This window comes from Micromonospora sp. bgisy143 (genome assembly GCF_057708145.1).
Window position 1 is genome coordinate 42,112 of record NZ_JBYIRN010000003.1, and the last position, 17,073, is coordinate 59,184.

Below are 17,073 nucleotides of genomic sequence, written 5' to 3' on the forward strand. Positions count from 1 at the left end.
GCGTCCCACCTGAAAGAAACACGGGCCGCGCGACCAACCCGAGAGGGAGCCGGTCAGCGTACCGGTCTCCGGTAGTGGCCCCCGGGAACCCGGCAGCACGCCGGCCACCCGGGCGCTTCGATCGAAGACCGGCCGGCTGAGCAGCTCCCCGACGTCGCGGGCCCACGACGCGAAGGAGCACGACAGCACATGACCGAGACCAAACTCGGCACCGAATCCCGCACCGCTGTGATCGACAACGGGTCCTTCGGCACCCGCGAGATCACTTTCTCCACCGGCCGGCTGGCCCGCCAGGCCGCCGGTTCCGTCATCGCCCAGCTGGGCGAGACGGTCGTCCTCTCCGCCACCACCGCCGGCAAGCAGCCGAAGGAGCAGTTCGACTTCTTCCCGCTGACCGTCGACGTCGAGGAGCGGATGTACGCCGCGGGTCGCATCCCCGGCTCGTTCTTCCGCCGTGAGGGCCGGCCCAGCGAGGACGCCATCCTCACCTGCCGCCTGATCGACCGGCCGCTGCGCCCGTCGTTCGTCAAGGGCCTGCGCAACGAGGTCCAGGTCGTCGAGACCGTCCTCGCGCTCGACCCGGCGCACCCGTACGACGTCGTGGCGATCAACGCCGCCTCGATGTCGACCAAGCTCTCCGGCCTGCCGTTCTCCGGCCCGATCGGCGCGACCCGCGTCGCGCACATCGACGGCCAGTGGGTCGCCTTCCCGACCCTGGAGGAGCTGGCCCGCGCCACCTTCGACATGGTCGTGGCCGGCCGTACCCTCGCCGACGGCGAGGTCGCGATCATGATGGTCGAGGCCGAGGCCACCCCGAACGCCGTGACCCTGATCGCGGGCGGCGCCGTCGCGCCGACCGAGGAGGTCGTGGCGAGCGGCCTGGAGGCCGCCAAGCCGGCCATCCGCGAGCTGTGCCGGGCGCAGGCCGAGCTGGCCGAGGTCGCCGCCAAGCCGGTCGCCGAGTTCCCGGTCTTCCTGGACTACCAGGACGACGTGTTCGACGCCGTGTCCGACCTGGCCCGTGGCGAGGTCGCCGAGGCGCTCACCATCGCCGGCAAGGCCGACCGCGAGGAGGCCCTGGACCGGGTCAAGGCGCGGGTCGCCGAGGAGCTGGGCGCCCGCTTCGAGGGCCGCGAGAAGGAGCTGTCCGCCGCCTTCCGGTCGCTCACCAAGTCCGAGGTGCGCAGCCGCGTGCTGCGTGAGCAGGTCCGCATCGACGGCCGTGGCCCGCGCGACATCCGGCCGCTGACCGCCGAGGTCGGCGTGTTGCCCCGGGTGCACGGTTCGGCGCTGTTCGAGCGCGGTGAGACCCAGATCCTGGGCGTCACCACGCTGAACATGCTCCGCATGGAGCAGATGGTGGACACGCTCTCCCCGGAGAACCGCAAGCGCTACATGCACAACTACAACTTCCCGCCGTACTCGACCGGTGAGACCGGCCGGGTCGGTTCGCCGAAGCGGCGCGAGATCGGCCACGGCGCGCTCGCCGAGCGGGCGCTGATCCCGGTGCTGCCGTCGCGCGAGGAGTTCCCGTACGCCATCCGGCAGGTCTCCGAGGCGCTCGGCTCCAACGGCTCCACCTCGATGGGTTCGGTCTGCGCCTCGACGCTGGGCCTGCTCTCGGCCGGTGTGCCGCTGAAGGCGCCGGTCGCCGGCATCGCCATGGGCCTCATCTCCGACGAGGTCGACGGCAAGACCGAGTACGTGACGCTGACCGACATCCTCGGTGCCGAGGACGCGTTCGGCGACATGGACTTCAAGGTCGCCGGCACGCCGGAGTTCGTGACCGCGCTCCAGCTCGACACGAAGCTCAACGGCATCCCGTCGGACGTGCTGGCCGCCGCGTTGCAGCAGGCCAACGAGGCCCGGCAGGTCATCCTCGGCGTGATGAAGGCGGCCATCGAGTCGCCCGCCGAGATGTCCGACTACGCGCCGCGGGTCACCACCGTCAAGATCCCGGTGGACAAGATCGGCATGGTGATCGGCCCGAAGGGTCAGACCATCAACGCGATCCAGGACGAGACCGGCGCCGAGATCTCCATCGAGGACGACGGCACGATCTACGTCGGCGCGACCAACGGCCCGGCGGCCCAGGCGGCCGTCGACCGGATCAACGGGATCGCCAACCCGACGCTGCCGAAGCAGGGCGAGCGGTTCCTCGGCACGGTGGTCAAGACCGCCGCGTTCGGCGCGTTCATCTCGCTGCTGCCGGGCCGCGACGGCCTGCTGCACATCTCCAAGGTGGGCGACGGCAAGCGCGTCGAGCGTGTCGAGGACTTCCTCAACGTCGGCGACCGGGTCGAGGTCGAGATCGCGGACATCGACGCCCGCGGCAAGATCTACCTGGACAAGGTCCGTCCGGAGGGCGCCGAGGCGCCGGCCGCCGGTGAGGCCGCCGGTGGCGACCGTCCGTCCGGCCGGGACCGGGGCGACCGGGGTCCGCGGGACCGCGGTGACCGCGAGCGTGGCGGTGACCGTGGCGGGCGTGGCCCGGAGCGCGGTGACCGTGGCGAGGGCGGCGGCGAGGGTGGTGGCGAGGGCGGCGAGCGTCCGCGTCGCCGTACCCGGCACAGCTGACCAGCAGCACCTGCAACACCCACCCCTCGTCGAACCGGGAGCAACACGTGAGTCGGGCCTTCAGTGCGCCGTTTCCACCGGATCGACGGGGGGTGGCACCGTCTCGGGACACCGCGGCGGGCCGCTCCGGCGGTACCGCCCGGGCGGTCACCCGGACGCTCAGCGACGACCCGCTGGGCGGCACGATACGACGTACGGTGCTGCCCAGCGGCCTGCGCGTGCTGACCGAGGCGATCCCGACGATGCGCAGCGTCTCCTTCGGCATCTGGGTGGCGGTGGGCTCGCGGGACGAGACCCGTCCGCAGGCCGGTGCCGCGCACTTCTTGGAGCACCTGCTCTTCAAGGGCACCCACAAGCGGACCGCGCTGGAGATCTCCTCGCAGATCGAGGCGGTCGGTGGTGAGACGAACGCCTTCACCACGAAGGAATACACCTGCTACTACGCCCGCGTGCTGGACGAGGACCTGCCGCTGGCGATCGACGTGATGTGCGACCTCGTCGCCGACTCCCTGATCGAGCCGGCCGACGTGGAGACCGAACGGGGCGTGATCCTGGAGGAGATCGCCATGCACGACGACGAGCCCGGTGACGAGGTGCACGACCTCTTCGCCCGGGCCGTCTACGGCGACCACCCGCTGGGTCGGCTGATCTCCGGTACCGAGGAGACCGTCACGCCGATGACCCGCCGGCAGATCCAGAGCTTCTACCGGAACCGCTACACCGCCCCGCAGATCGTCATCGCCGCCGCCGGCAACCTCGACCACGCCGCCGTGGTCAAGCTGGTCCGCCAGGCCGTGCGCGGCACGCCGCTGGACAGCGACCCGGCCGCGCCGGCCACGCACCGCGCGGCCACCCCGGCGGTACGCACCAAGCCGGCCACCACCCTGGTCGAGCCGAAGGAGACCGAGCAGGCGCACGTCATCCTCGGCTGCCCCGGCATCGACCGCACCGACGACCGGCGCTTCGCCCTCGGGGTGCTCAACAACGTGCTCGGCGGCGGCATGTCCAGCCGGCTCTTCCAGGAGATCCGGGAGCAGCGCGGCCTCGCGTACTCGGTCTACTCCTACGCCAGCCAGTACGCCGACAGCGGCCTGTTCGCCGTCTACGCCGGCTGCGCGCCGGGCAAGGTGGACGAGGTGCTGGCGTTAACCCGCGCCGAGCTGGCCCGGGTGGCCGCCGACGGGTTGACCGAGGCCGAGGTCGCCCGGGGCAAGGGCATGAGCAAGGGTTCGTTCGTGCTGGGCCTTGAGGACACCGGCTCGCGGATGAGTCGACTGGCCAAGGGGGAGCTGCTCTACGGCGACCTGATGCCGGTGGACGAGCTGCTCCGCCGGGTCGACGGGGTCACCGTCGAGGATGTCAACGTCCTCGCCGCGGAGCTGCTGAGCCGCCCGATGTCGCTGGCCGTCGTCGGCCCGTTCGGGGAGAGCGACTTCTCCGGCTGACACCTGTCGGAATCCGTCCCGGCCGGTGGAGCGGGCCGGATCCGGCGGCGGGGGCGCGTCCCGATTGGGATAGGTTGTGCCCCGTGACTGACGAGCAGGGGAAGACCCGGGTCGGCGTGTTCGGTGCCCGTGGTCGGATGGGTGTCGAGGTCTGCAAGGCCGTCGACTCCGCTGACGATCTCGAACTGGCCGCCGCGATCGACCAGGGCGACGGCCTCGACACCGCGTCCGCCGCACAGGTGGTCGTCGACTTCACCACGCCGGACGTGGTCATGGACAACCTCCGGTGGGCCATCGGTCAGGGCATCCACGCGGTCGTCGGCACCACCGGCTTCACCGAGCAGCGGCTCGATCAGGTACGCGGCTGGCTGGCCGACCGGCCCGAGGTCGGCGTGGTCATCGCCCCGAACTTCGGCATCGGCGCGGTGCTGATGATGCAGTTCGCCGCGCGGGCCGCCCGGCACTTCGAGTCGGTCGAGATCATCGAGCAGCACCACCCGCGCAAGTTGGACGCCCCGAGTGGCACCGCCACCCACACCGCCCGGCAGATCGCCCGGGCCCGCGCCGAGGCGGGCCTCGGCCCGGTTCCGGACGCGACGAAGGACGAGGTGCCGGGCGCGCGCGGCGCCGACATCGACGGGGTACGGGTGCACGCCGTACGCGCCACCGGGCTGGTCGCCCACCAGGAGGTGCTGTTCGGCGGCACCGGCGAGACGTTGACGATCCGGCACGACTCGTACGACCGGGTGTCGTTCATGCCCGGCGTCCTGCTGGCCGTAAGAGCGGTACGAACCCGCCCCGGCCTGACCATCGGCCTAGACCCCCTCCTCGACTGAGCCCGACGCCCCCGCCGCCCCGCCGCCCTCGCGATCTTGCAGTTTCTGTCGCGACAAAGACGGCAATCCCGCCCATCTCGGCAACACAAACTGCAAGATCGCGGGGACTGCGCGGACCTCGCGTCTCCGCCGGCGTCGATCATGGAGCTGTGGAGCTTTCGCCCACCACTACTCCATGATCGACGGGCCGGCAGGGGGAGGGTCAGCGGGAGGGGGTTGGGGTTTTTGGGGTGCGTTGGGTGGGGATCGTGGGGGTCAGCGGGGTGGGGAGGCCGGTCACCTCGGTTTTTCCGGTGTGGTCGACCGTGACGCTCACCGGGGTGTCGGCTACCCGGAGGTTGGTGGCGCTCACCGCGCCGAGTTCGGGGCCGGCCAGCGGGGTCATTCGGGCCGTGCCGCCGGGCACGTCCGGGTAGAGGCCCGTCGCGGCCTGGAGCAGCAGGACCGCTCCCGCCGCGGCCCACGCCTGGGGACGGCAGGCCGCCGGGTACGGCACCGGGCGGTCCAGCAGCGCCCGGTCGTCGCCGCCGTACAGCTCGGGCATCCGGTAGTCGAACGCCTCGGCCGCCGAGAGCAGCCCCTCGGCCAGGCCGAGCGCCGCCGTCCGGTGCCCGGCGCGGGCCAGCCCGGCGAGCACGATCGCGGTGTCGTGGGTCCAGACCGAACCGCAGTGGTACGACAGCGGGCTGAAACCGGCGTCGTCGGTGGACATCGTCCGTAGCCCGAAGCCACCGGCCATGGCGTCCGTGCTGAGCAGGCGGGCGACCTGCGCCTCCTCGTCGGCGTCGAGCAGGCCGGTGCCGAGCAGGTGACCGATGTTGCTGGTCAGCGAGTCGACGGGCCGCTTGTCGCGGTCGAGGGCCAGGGCGGGCTGCGGACCGTACCGGCCGTCGACCCAGAAGCTCTCCCGGAACCGGCGGGCCAGGGCGGCGGCGTGTTCGCGCCACCGGTCCGCGCCCGGGCGGTCGAAGGCGTCCAGCAGGGCGGCGCCGTTCACCGCCGCCTCGTGCGCGTACGCCTGCACCTCGGCCAGCACGATCGGCGCGGTGGCCAGGGTGCCGTCGTGGAAGCGTACGGCGTCGCCGGAGTCCTTCCAGCCCTGGTTGGACAGGCCGTGGCCGGTGGTGTCGACGTACTCGACGAGGCCGTCACCGTCCGGGTCGGCGTGCTCGCCGAGCCAGCGCAGCGCGGCCTCCAGGTGCGGCAGCAACGGCTCGACCTGCTCGGCGTCGAGGCCCCAGCGCCACGCGTCGTGCAGGAGGTTGACCCAGAGCATGGTGGCGTCGACGGTGCCGTAGTAGGCCGGCGGGAGGTGCAGGCCGTTGCCGGGCACCGCGAACTCGTGCCGGCGCAGCTCGTGCAGGATCTTGCCGGGGTCCTCGCCGGTGGCGGGGTCGTGCCGGGTGCCCTGGCGGCGGGCCAGGACGCGCAGGGTGCCGGCGGCCAGGTCGGTGCCGAGGGGCAGCATCATCCGGGCGGCCCAGAGGCTGTCCCGACCGAACAGGGTGAGGAACCAGGGGACGCCGGCGCCCAGGAAGACGTCCCCGGGCGCACCGGTCTCGGCCAGGCGGAGCCCGCGCAGGTCGTCCAGGCTGCGGTCGAGGAGCCGGACCAGCCGTCGGTCGTCGGCGGTCACCGCCGGCCGGGCCCACTCCGGCTCGCCGGTCGGGCCGACCACCACGGCGCGGGGGTCCGTGACGGCCAGCTGCCAGCGCAGCACCGTCTCGCCGCCCGGGGGCAGGTCGATCGGCCAGGTCAGCCGGGGCACGGTGGCCCGCTCGTCGGTGGCGAGCACGTCGGCGTCCGGGGCGGTGACGGTGACGGTGACGGTGATTCCGTCGGCGGCCCAGGTGAGCACGCCCGGCTGGCCGGTCTTGGCCTCCAGCGCGTCGGCAGCGCCGCCGGACTTGACGGTTTCGATGGGTGCCAGATCGCAGGCGAGGTCGACGGTGACCGTGGCCCGTACGCGGACCGTGGCGGTGGAGACGACCCGCAGCTCCTCGGTGAGGCCGTTGTGGGTGGCCCGGCGGGAACGCTCGACGCGGACGGTGGGGTCGGGGGTGGGGTCGCCGAGCCAGCGGGCCAGCCCCACGAAGCGGGCGCCGTGCGGGCCGTCCTGGCCGTGGGTCAGCCCCTCCAACTCCCGGTCGTCCACCCGTAGCTCGGCACGGGAGAGCACCCGGGCGTCGGCGTGGAAGACCCCCTGGACGCCGGTCGGGCGGATCTGCCCGGTCGCGTCCCCCAGCGCGCTGGTCGGGGCGAGCACCACCCCCACCAACTCGTGCAGAAGGGGTTGCAGCTGGCGTTCGGTCACGGTGCGGCTCCAGATCATCGGGGTGCGGGGCGGATGTCTTGACAACGCGCCCCGGGCGGTGCAAAGTGCGAAACATTCCAGAAACTTGAACGTTCTAATCCTGCACTATCCGAATTGGATCGTTCAAGACGGCGAGAGGGATTAAGTGCCCGAAAAGGTAACCATCGCAACGGTGGCCCGGCACGCCCGCGTGAGCCGCCAGACGGTCTCCAACGTGCTCAACGCCCCGCACATCGTGCGGCAGGAGACCCGCCAGCGGGTCGAGGACGCGATCAACGCGCTCGGCTACCGGGCCAACCAGGCCGCCCGGCAGATGCGCACCGGCCGGTCCCGACTCATCGCCGCCCGTATCGAACCCACCCGGGACGGCATCAACGGCTCGGTGCTCGACCGCTTCCTGCACGGGCTCACCGAGACCGCCGACGCCGCCGGCTACCGGGTGCTGCTCTACACCGCCACTGACGACGAGCGGGAGATCGCCACCTACGACGACCTGCTCGGCACGTACGAGCTGGACGCGTTCGTGCTCGTCGGCACCAAGTACGGCGACCCGCGTACCGCCTGGCTCGCCGAACGCGAGGTGCCCTTCGTGACGTTCGGTCGGCCGTGGGACGCGCTCGACGCGCACCCCTGGGTCGACGTGGACGGCGCGGCCGGCACCGCCGCCGCCACCCGGCACCTGCTGGACGCCGGGCACCGGCGGATCGCCTTCATCGGCTGGCCGGCCGGCTCCGGTGTCGGCGACGACCGACGTGCCGGCTGGCACGACACCCTGCGCGCGGCCGGTGTCGACCCGGCGGGGCTGCACCGGGAGACCGAGGACGGCGTCGCCGAGGGCGAACGCCTCATGCGCGATCTGCTCGCCGCCGAGCCGCCGACCGCGGTGGTCTGCGCCAGCGACTCGCTCGCGCTCGGCGCGCTACAGGCCGTCCGCGACCTCGACCCACCGGTGTCGGTGCTCGGCTTCGACGACACGCCCGTGGCCGCCGCCATCGGCCTGTCCAGCGTCAGCCAACCCCTCGCCGAGGCCGCCGCCCGCTGCGTGGACCTGCTCACCGGCGTCCTCGACGGCAACCAGACACCCATCCCCGTGCTGCTCGCGCCCTCGCTGGCCCTGCGGCACACCGCGTAACCCACCCCCCACCAGGAGAAACCATGGCACCCAGAACCCTCACCCGGGCAGCGGTCGCCGGCCTCGCCGCCGTCGCGCTGTTCGGATCCGCGGCCTGCGGCAGCGGCTTCGACGACTCCGGCGACGCCACCCAGTCCAGCGGCCCGGCCAGCCTGCAGATCCTCATCGGCTCCTCCGGCGAGGCCGAGACCAAGGCCGTCCAGGACGCCGCCGCCAAGTGGGCCAGCAGCTCCGGCAACACCGCGACGGTCACCCCCGCGCAGGACCTCACCCAGCAGCTCGGCCAGGCCCTCGCCGGTGGCACCCCGCCGGACGTCTTCTACGTCGACGCGGCCCGCTTCGCCGACTACGCGAGCGTCGGCGCGCTGGAGCCGTACGGCGACAAGCTCTCGGACAAGGACGACTTCTACGAGAGCCTGCGCACCACGTTCACGTACGACGGCAAGCTCTACTGCGCGCCCAAGGACTTCTCCACCCTGGCCCTGCAGATCAACACCGACCTGTGGGCCAAGGCCGGGCTGACCGACGCCGACGTGCCGACCACCTGGGACCAGCTCACCGCGACCGCCCAGAAGATCAAGGCGAAGGGGCAGGTCGCGCTGGCGCTCGGCGACACCCGGGACCGGATCGGCGCCTTCCTGGTGCAGAACGGTGGCTGGCTGCTGAGCAAGGACGGCAAGCAGCCGACCGCCGACACCCCGGAGAACCTGGCCGCCCTTCAGTACGTCAAGACCCTGCTCACCTCCGGCCTGGCCAAGTACCCGAAGCAGCTCGACTCGGGCTGGTCCGGCGAGGCGTTCGGCAAGGGCAAGGCCGTGATGACGATCGAGGGCAACTGGATCAAGGGCGCCATGCAGAACGACTTCCCGAACGTGAAGTACAAGGTGGTGGCGCTGCCGGCCGGCCCGAAGGGTCAGGGCACGCTCTCCTTCACGCAGTGCTGGGGCATCGCGGCGAAGAGCAGGTACAAGGACCAGGCGATCAAGTTCGTCGAGGCGATGACCAGCGGTGAGCAGCAGTTGACGTTCGCCAAGGCGGTCGGTGTCATGCCGTCCCGGCAGTCGGTGCGCGACCAGTACACGGCCGCCTCCCCGGCCGACAAGGTCTTCATCGAGGGCGCCGCGTACGCCCAGGGCCCGGTGAACGCGCCGAAGATGGACAGCGTCCTCAAGGACCTCGACACCGGTCTGCAGGGCCTGGCCAACGGCGACCCGAAGACGATCCTGCAGAACTTCGACAAGAACGCCAAGGCGGCGCTCGGCGGCAGCTGACGGATCGGCGGGGGCCCGCGGACCAGCGGGCCCCCGCCGCACGTCGGTTCGAGAGAGGAAGGGAGGGGAGATGGCGACCGAGACACTGACCGCCCGGGCAACCAGGTCCGGGGGAAGACCCCGCCGAGGTGGCGTTCGCGGCAACGAGAACCTCGCCGGCTGGCTGTTCGTCGCGCCGGTGATCGTCATCCTGGGACTGTTCCTGCTGCTGCCGATCCTGATGGCGCTCTGGGTCAGCCTGACCGACTGGAACGGCCAGGGCAGCCCGTTCACCGGCGACGTCCCGTTCGTCGGCGCGCACAACTACACCCAGCTGTTCACCGAGGACGGGCTGGCCCGCCGCGACTTCATGACCAGCATCCGCAACAACATCTACTACGTGGTCATCGTGGTGCCGGCGCAGACCGTGCTCGCGCTGGGACTGGCCCTGATCGTCAACAACCGGATGCTCAAGGGCAAGAGCTTCTTCCGCAGCGCCTTCTACTTCCCCTCGGTCACCAGCTCGGTCGCGATCAGCGTGGTGTTCCTCTTCCTGTTCGCCAATTCCGGTGCGGTGAACGCGCTGCTCGGCTTCCTCGGCATCGACGGACCGGAGTGGTTCGCCGACTCCCGGGGCGTCCTGCACCTGCTCCTCGGCGCGGTCGGCGTCGACACGCCCCCGGCGGCGCTGACCGACGGCGGTCCGTTCGGGTTGACCTGGTGGGACTGGCTGGCCGGCCCCAGCGTGGCGATGACCTCGATCATCACGCTGGTCGTCTGGACGACCTCCGGCACGTTCATGCTGATGTTCCTGGCCGGGCTCCAGAACGTCCCGGTGACCCTCGACGAGGCGAGCACCCTGGACGGCGCGTCCCGCTGGCAGCGCTTCCGGTACGTCACGCTGCCGATGATCAGGCCGACCACCTTCCTGGTGCTCACCCTCGGCCTGATCGGCTCCTGGCAGGTCTTCGACCAGGTGTACGTGATGAGCCAGGGCGACCCGGCCAAGACCACCCTCACCCCGGCGTACCTGTCGTACCGGACCGCCTTCCGGGACTTCGACTACGGCTCCGGCGCGGCGATCTCGTTCGTGCTGTTCCTGATCATCATCGTGCTCACGCTGATCCAGCGCCGCGCGCTGGCCGAGCGGGACACCGACCGGCCGCGCCGCGGCTGGCGGCGTCGGCGCGTACCGGAGAGGTCCTGAGATGGCCGTGCTCACCGACCGCCCGGCCGGGCCCGCGCGCGGCGACCAACGCGGGGCCCGGACCCTGGCCACCCGCTTCCTGGGGTACGCGACGCTGGTCTTCTTCGGGTTGGTGTTCCTCTACCCGTTCGTCATCCAGATCGGCAACTCGCTCAAGACCGAGCCGGACGCGGCGGCCAACCCGCTCTCACCGATCCCGGACCCGCTCACCCTGGCCGGCTTCGATTGGATCTTCGCGGGCACCAACTTTCCGCTCTGGCTGGGCAACTCGTTGCTGGTGACCGTGCTGGTCACCCTCGGGCGGGTGTTCTTCGACTCGCTCGCCGGGTACGCCCTGGCCCGGCTGCGGTTCGCCGGGCGCGGCGGGCTGTTCGCCGCCGTCATCGCGGTGATGGCGGTCCCCGGGGTGGTCCTGCTGATCCCGAAGTTCCTGGTGCTCAACCAGCTCGGCATCTACAACAGCTACGCCGGCCTCGTGGTGCCGCTGCTGGCCGACGCGGCCGGGGTGTTCATCATGAAGCAGTTCTTCGAGTCGATCCCGGTGAGTGTCGAGGAGGCCGCCCGCATCGACGGGGCGAGCATCTTCCGCACCTTCTGGTCGGTGGTGCTGCCGATGGCTAAGCCAGCGCTCATCACCCTGACCATCCTGTCGTTCCAGGGCTCCTGGAACGAGTTCCCGCACAGCCTCGTGTCGGTGCAGGACCCGGACCTGTTCACCCTGCCGCGCGGCCTCGCCGACCTGGTCAGCGGCTCACTGGGCAGCGGCACCCAGTACCCGCTGAAACTGGGCGCGGCGCTGCTCGCCACCATCCCGGTGGCGATCATCTTCGTGGTGTTCCAGCGCTACTTCGTCCGCGACGCCAACGACGGTTCGGACAAGGGCTGACCGTGCCGGGGGGGGGGGGGGGGGGGGGGGGGGGGGGGGGGGCGGGGGGTGTGCCTTCTCTGTTGTTCCCCCCCCCTCGGCGCACACCGCCGCCCACCATCTACCACCCCCCCCCCCCTTCCCCCCCCCCCCCCCCCCCCCCTCCCTCCCCAAAACCCCTCCCCCCCCCCCCCCCCCCCCCCCCCCCCCCCCCCCCGGGCCCTTACCCCTTCTCCGCGGCAGGAGGCGTCAGTGCCGCCCCAGCGCACTTTTCAGCCGATCGGCCCGGTGCTGGTCCGAGCCAACACCGACCCCGGCGACCTCGCCCCCGAGCCCGGAGCGAACCTGATAGGCCCCGCGGCCAGCGCCGAGGCTGGCCTCGCATGGCTGGCCAACCAGTGGGGTCGACCAGAAGTCCGGGACGCCATCTCACTGGCGAGCGCGGACCTGGCTCGTCGGGTCGATCAGCTCATCTCGTACGACGCGACACACGTAACGGCCGGCGCTGTCCGCCGCGCCGTCCTCGCGACGTGCGGCTACCTGCTGCGGTGGGAACGGCGGACCACTCCCTTCGGGGTCTTCGCCGGCATTACGACCGCTTCTGTCGGTCCGGCCGCCGCCACCTTCGGAGAGCGGCATCGCGCGATAGCCCGCGTAGACGGCGAATGGCTCACTCAGGTCACTGATCGCGTGGAGGCGCATCACGCTCTGCGGCGACGGCTGCTCGTCGTGGCCGACAGCGCCGCCGGCATGCGTGACGGCCGCGTCATCGTCGCGGCCCAGACACCGGTGGGGGAGCGGACGCCGGGAATGCTGCGGGAGACATCCACCAAAGACACGGCAGCCGTAGGGCTGGTTTTACGGCTCGCGACGTGGCCGATTCGTGTCGATCACCTCCTCGCACGGGTCGCGCACGAGGTGCCTCAGGTGCCGGCCTCCACCGTCGAGGCGATGCTGCACGGCCTGATCGACGGTGGCTTCCTCATCACCAACCTTCGCCCGCCGATGACCGCCGTGGATGGCCTCACCCATGTCATCGACGTCCTCAGCAGCGCGGGTGCGGCCGAACTGCCCGAAGTGGCGAGCAGCTTCGAGCAGCTCCGCGCTATCCGCCAACTGCTGACGCGCCACAACGTGCAGGTAGACGGCTCGAAGGCGATGCTCGTCCGGGCTGAGGTGGTTGAGCCGATGAGTGTGCTGGCGCCCGACGCAGAGCATCAAATCGCGGTCGACATGCTCCTTGATGCCCAGATCAGTATCCCGCCGCCGGTACTGGACGAGGCGGCGCGCGCCGTGGACGTGCTGATGCGCTTGAGCACGCAGCCATTCGGGACGGTGGCGTGGCTGGACTACCACGCCCGCTTCCGCGACCGCTACGGCCCCGGCGCACTGGTGCCCGTCCGGGAACTGCTTGCTGACTCCGGCCTCGGCTACCCGACCGGGTTCCTCGGCGCGCCCCGCGCCCGTCCCGCCTGGCGGGTCATCACCGAACGTGACACGCACCTGCAGGCCCTCATCCAGCGAGCGATCCTGGACGGCGCCGACGAGATCCACCTCACCGATGCTGACGTCAAGGCGCTCACCGTCGGCGATCACCGCACCGCCGTCCCGCCGTCCCGGGTGGAGGTCGCCTTCGCCGTTCACGCCGCCACCGCCGACGCCATTGACCGAGGGGAGTTCACGGTGCAGATCACCGGTGCCCCCCGCACCCCGTCGAGCATGGCCGGCAGATTCGCCTACCTCCTCCACCCATCAGAGCAAAAGCAGATCGCCGCCTCGTTCACCACCGAACCTGACGAGGCGTTAACGGTGCAGGTGTCGTTCCCGCCCCGCCTGCCGCGTAACCAGAACGTCACCCGCGTCGGCCGCATCCTGCCCTTCGTGCTCCCGCTGTCCGAGCAGCCCGACTGGCCGGACATCGGCGTGGACGAGGTAGCCGTAACGGCCGACGGCGAACAGATGTACCTCGTCCACCGGCCCACCGGCCGGCGGATCGTTCCGCACATCCCGCACGCCCTGGACACCATCGTGCAGAGCCCACCGCTAGCCAGGTTCCTCGCCGAGGTCGCCGACGCCCGCAGCATCGCCTTCGGCCCGTTCGATCACGGCGCCACCGCCCGCAACCTGCCCTACATCCCCCGCATCCGCCACGGTCGCATCATTCTCGCCCCGGCGCGCTGGCTACTGACCTCTCCCGATCTGCCGCCCCATACGGCAGGGGACGCAGGGGACACCGAGGACCCGTGGGATGTGGCCCTGGCCGAGTGGCGGCGGCGGTGGCGCGTCCCCGCTCGCGTGGTGGCCTGCCACAGCGAGCTCCGGCTCCCTCTCAACCTGGACCACCCGCTCGACCGGGCCCTCTTACGAGCCCGGCTGAGCGGCGCCGAACGACTCGAACTCCGCGAAGATGTCTCTGTCGAGGGCCACGGTTGGACCGACGGTCGACGCGTCGAATTCCTCACCGCAATGACGCCAACCGCGCCGCCGATCCGTCGCCTCCCCGTCACCGCACCCCCAGGTGAGACGCTGCGGCCCGGTACCTCCGCCGTCCTACACGCCCAGCTCATCGGCACGCCGGCCCGATTCGATGAACTCCTCATGACCCACTTACCGCGACTGGCTGACCAGCTCGCCGGCCTCGGCCTCCAGCGTTGGTGGATCAGGCGACACCGCGACACCATCCGCGTCGAAGCCGACCAGCACCTGTCCCTGTACCTGCGACTCGCCGAACCCCCCGTACACGCTGCCGTGTACGCGGCCCTGGCCGAGTTCGCCGCCGACCTCGCCGCCCGCGCGCTGCCCGCCCAGCTCATCCTCGCCCCGTACCACCAGCATCCCGCCCGCTACGGTCACGGCCCCGCCCTGCAAGCCGCCGAGCAGGTCTTCGCTGCCGACACCACCGCCGCCATCGCGCAACTCCGCACCGCTGAGAAGGCCGGCATACCCGCTCAGGCGCTTGCCGCAGCATCCATGGCACGACTCGCTGCCGCCTTCGCCCCCGACCCATGCACTGGCTACCGCAACCTGTTGGCCTGCCTCCAGCAGGCCACGGCACCGGCCGAGCGCGCCATCACCGACCTGGCCCGCCGGCTAGCCGACCCCAGCAGCGACTACCACGGCCTACGGGCCCTTCCCGGCGGGGACACCACCGCCGCCGCCTGGCAGGCCCACGACCGCGCCCTGGCCGCCTACCATGCGTGCCTGCTGCCGCAGCGCGACCCCACCACCGTGCTGCGGACTCTCTTGCATGAGCACCACGTCCGCGCGGTTGGCGTGGACCCCGACTTCGAGCGCGCCACCAACCACGCCGCGCGAGCCGCAGCGATGCGCTGCCTGACGACGGCAGGCACCCGATGACCGCCGCCAGCGGGCAGCTCAATGCCGCGGCGGACGAAGCCGATGGGCAGTCGCTTGCTACCGGTGGCGTCGGGCCGGCCCTGTTGGCGATCGAGCAGGCTCTTAACGGGGCCGGGACTTGGGCGACGGCGCACCGCCTCGTCAGGCAGGCTACGAGCAGTTCCGTCGATGCTGGACGTCACGCGGGCCTGTACTACGGCGCACCCGCCATCCTGTTCACGCTCAACGCCGCCGCTACCGATGGCCACGAGCGGTACGCCGCCGCCCGGCGATACCTCACCCTGCATGTCCGGCGGCTTGTCCGGGAACGCCTCATCGACGCGGACATCCGCATGCGACACGGCCGGGCCGCCGCGTTCGCCGAGTACGACCTGTTCTACGGCCTCACCGGGCTCGGCGCGCTCCTGCTCCGAGACCTGCCCGACAGCGACGAACTCAGCGACCTGCTGACCTACATCACGCGGCTCACCGAACCCCACACCGACGAGCAGCACCTGCCCGGCTGGTGGGTCGACCACGACCCCGACCCCACGCTGCCTACTCCTGGCGGCCACGCCAACCTCGGAATGGCCCACGGCGCCTCTGGCCTTCTCGCCCTGCTCGCCCTCGCCCTACGCGCCGGCTGGCAAGTCGAGCGGCAGGCAGAGGCGATCGAGCGTCTGTGCTCCTGGTTCGAACGGTGGCAGCAGGACAGCATGCACGGACCCTGGTGGCCGCAGTGGCTCACCCGCGATGACCTCCGAATCGGCGGCCCGGCACAGGACGGCTCCGGCAGGCCCGCGTGGTGCTACGGCACGCCCGGCATTGCACGAGCCCTCCAACTTGCCGCCATCGCCACCCACCAGCCCACCCGCCAGGCCGCAGCCGAGGCGGCGCTCGCGGCCAGCCTGAGCTGCACTCAACTCGACCGGCTCACCGAGCCGGGCATCTGCCACGGCGTCGCCGGGCTCTACGCGACTGCCTACCGGGCGGCCCGAGACGCCCGCACATCGGATATCGCCGCGCAGCTTCCCGCGCTGGCTGAACGCCTCCGGTGCATCTCCAGCCCCGACCACGCCGGATTGCTCACGGGCCGCCCTGGCTGCTCGCTCGCGTCGGAAACCGCGCGCACGAACACACCTCCTCGCACCAGGTGGGACGCATGTCTACTGATCGCTTGACCATCAGCCCCTATCGGATGGCCGCTGTCGTGGAGGCGGTCCTCGCGGGCGCTCCGATGGCCACCGCGGCTGCCGAGGCCGGGATCGACGTGGACGATGTCGACGCGGCGGTGCACACCTACCGCACCGCCGGACTCGCCGCTCTGCACCGCCGCCACAACGACACCTGGCTTCATGCCCACATCAAGCCGGTCGACTGGAACACCGCCGAGGCCGTGCTCCGGACGGAGGTTGCCCCGCGCCTCGACCAACTCGACGGGCAGACCGGCTGGTGGTTCCTGCGCAAACACCCGTACTGGCGGATCCGCGTCCGCGGCGCCCATCCCGAGGCCATACGCGCATTGCTCGTTGACCTCACCGCCAGCGGAGTGCTCGCCGGCTGGAAGCCAGGGATCTACGAGCCCGAGACGGGAGCGTTCGGCGGAGACACCGCCATGGCCATCGTGCACGAGCTGTTTTGCGCCGACAGCCGAGGCGTCCTCGATTACAGCGGGCATCATGCGCCCCCGCTCGGCCGCAGGGAGCTGTCACTGTTGCTCATCCGAACCCTGCAGCGCCACGCGGGACTCGACTGGTACGAGGCAGCGGACGTGTTCGACCAGGTAGCCCAGATGCGCCCTGCCCCGGCAGCCGCCGACACCAGCCGCGTCGACCAGCTTGCCGCCCAGATGCGACCCCTCCTCGCGGTCCCCGCTGACGCGATGTTCGCCCCCGATGGACCCTGCAGCGAGGCCGACGCCTGGCACGCAGCCTTTGCCACCGCCGGCCGCCAGCTCGCCGACGCCGGGCACGCCGGACGACTTCGCCGAGGCATCCGCGCCGTTCTCGCCCAGATCGTGATCTTCCACTGGAACCGGCTCGACCTACCGGCCCACGCACAAGGAATCCTCGCCCACGCCGCGACCGCCGCCATCCTGCCCAGGAGCTGAT

The 17,073-nt window shown here is 71.4% G+C and carries 11 protein-coding genes; 10 read left to right on the top strand and 1 reads right to left on the bottom strand.

Features of this window, described 5'->3' with window-relative positions; all coding sequences use genetic code 11:
• The first annotated feature begins 189 nt into the window (after positions 1-189).
• The 3 genes from AC3EN4_RS05915 to dapB all read left to right on the top strand — a co-directional run bounded on the left by AC3EN4_RS05915 (position 190) and on the right by dapB (position 4,858).
• Positions 190-2,577, top strand: a complete 2,388-nt coding sequence (locus AC3EN4_RS05915) for a polyribonucleotide nucleotidyltransferase (RefSeq protein WP_422738849.1) — start codon at positions 190-192, stop codon at positions 2,575-2,577.
• Between the two features lie 47 nt (positions 2,578-2,624).
• Positions 2,625-4,022 (top strand): M16 family metallopeptidase, encoded by a 1,398-nt coding sequence (locus AC3EN4_RS05920; protein ID WP_435204895.1) that lies wholly within the window; start codon positions 2,625-2,627, stop codon positions 4,020-4,022.
• A gap of 83 nt (positions 4,023-4,105) precedes the next feature.
• A complete protein-coding gene (gene dapB / locus AC3EN4_RS05925; RefSeq protein WP_435204896.1) occupies positions 4,106-4,858 on the top strand; it encodes a 4-hydroxy-tetrahydrodipicolinate reductase in 753 nt (250 codons plus the stop codon).
• A gap of 202 nt (positions 4,859-5,060) precedes the next feature.
• Here the strand turns inward: dapB and AC3EN4_RS05930 are convergent, their stop codons facing one another.
• Positions 5,061-7,172 (bottom strand): amylo-alpha-1,6-glucosidase, encoded by a 2,112-nt coding sequence (locus AC3EN4_RS05930; protein WP_435204897.1) that lies wholly within the window; start codon positions 7,170-7,172, stop codon positions 5,061-5,063.
• A 145-nt stretch (positions 7,173-7,317) separates the two neighbouring features.
• Between AC3EN4_RS05930 and AC3EN4_RS05935 the strand changes: the two genes are divergently transcribed.
• The 7 genes from AC3EN4_RS05935 (at position 7,318) to AC3EN4_RS05965 (ending at position 17,072) form a co-directional block, all read left to right on the top strand.
• Positions 7,318-8,304, top strand: coding sequence for a LacI family DNA-binding transcriptional regulator (locus AC3EN4_RS05935; protein WP_488179805.1), 987 nt, complete (start codon positions 7,318-7,320; stop codon positions 8,302-8,304).
• A gap of 23 nt (positions 8,305-8,327) precedes the next feature.
• The gene (locus AC3EN4_RS05940) at positions 8,328-9,575 is read left to right on the top strand and encodes a sugar ABC transporter substrate-binding protein (protein WP_435204899.1); all 1,248 of its coding nucleotides are present in this window, start codon (positions 8,328-8,330) and stop codon (positions 9,573-9,575) included.
• A gap of 70 nt (positions 9,576-9,645) precedes the next feature.
• Positions 9,646-10,761, top strand: coding sequence for a carbohydrate ABC transporter permease (locus AC3EN4_RS05945; RefSeq protein WP_435204901.1), 1,116 nt, complete (start codon positions 9,646-9,648; stop codon positions 10,759-10,761).
• Between the two features lies 1 nt (position 10,762).
• Positions 10,763-11,647, top strand: a complete 885-nt coding sequence (locus tag AC3EN4_RS05950; protein WP_435204902.1) for a carbohydrate ABC transporter permease — start codon at positions 10,763-10,765, stop codon at positions 11,645-11,647.
• Between the two features lie 231 nt (positions 11,648-11,878).
• Positions 11,879-14,983, top strand: coding sequence for a lantibiotic dehydratase (locus tag AC3EN4_RS05955; RefSeq protein ID WP_435204903.1), 3,105 nt, complete (start codon positions 11,879-11,881; stop codon positions 14,981-14,983).
• Positions 14,980-16,143 (top strand): lanthionine synthetase C family protein, encoded by a 1,164-nt coding sequence (locus AC3EN4_RS05960; protein WP_435204904.1) that lies wholly within the window; start codon positions 14,980-14,982, stop codon positions 16,141-16,143. The genes AC3EN4_RS05955 and AC3EN4_RS05960 overlap by 4 nt, the downstream gene beginning before the upstream one ends.
• Complete coding sequence (locus tag AC3EN4_RS05965; protein ID WP_435204905.1) at positions 16,125-17,072, top strand: thiopeptide-type bacteriocin biosynthesis protein; 948 nt, start codon at positions 16,125-16,127, stop codon at positions 17,070-17,072. Before AC3EN4_RS05960 ends, AC3EN4_RS05965 begins: the two co-directional genes overlap by 19 nt.
• Position 17,073: the final 1 nt, after the last annotated feature.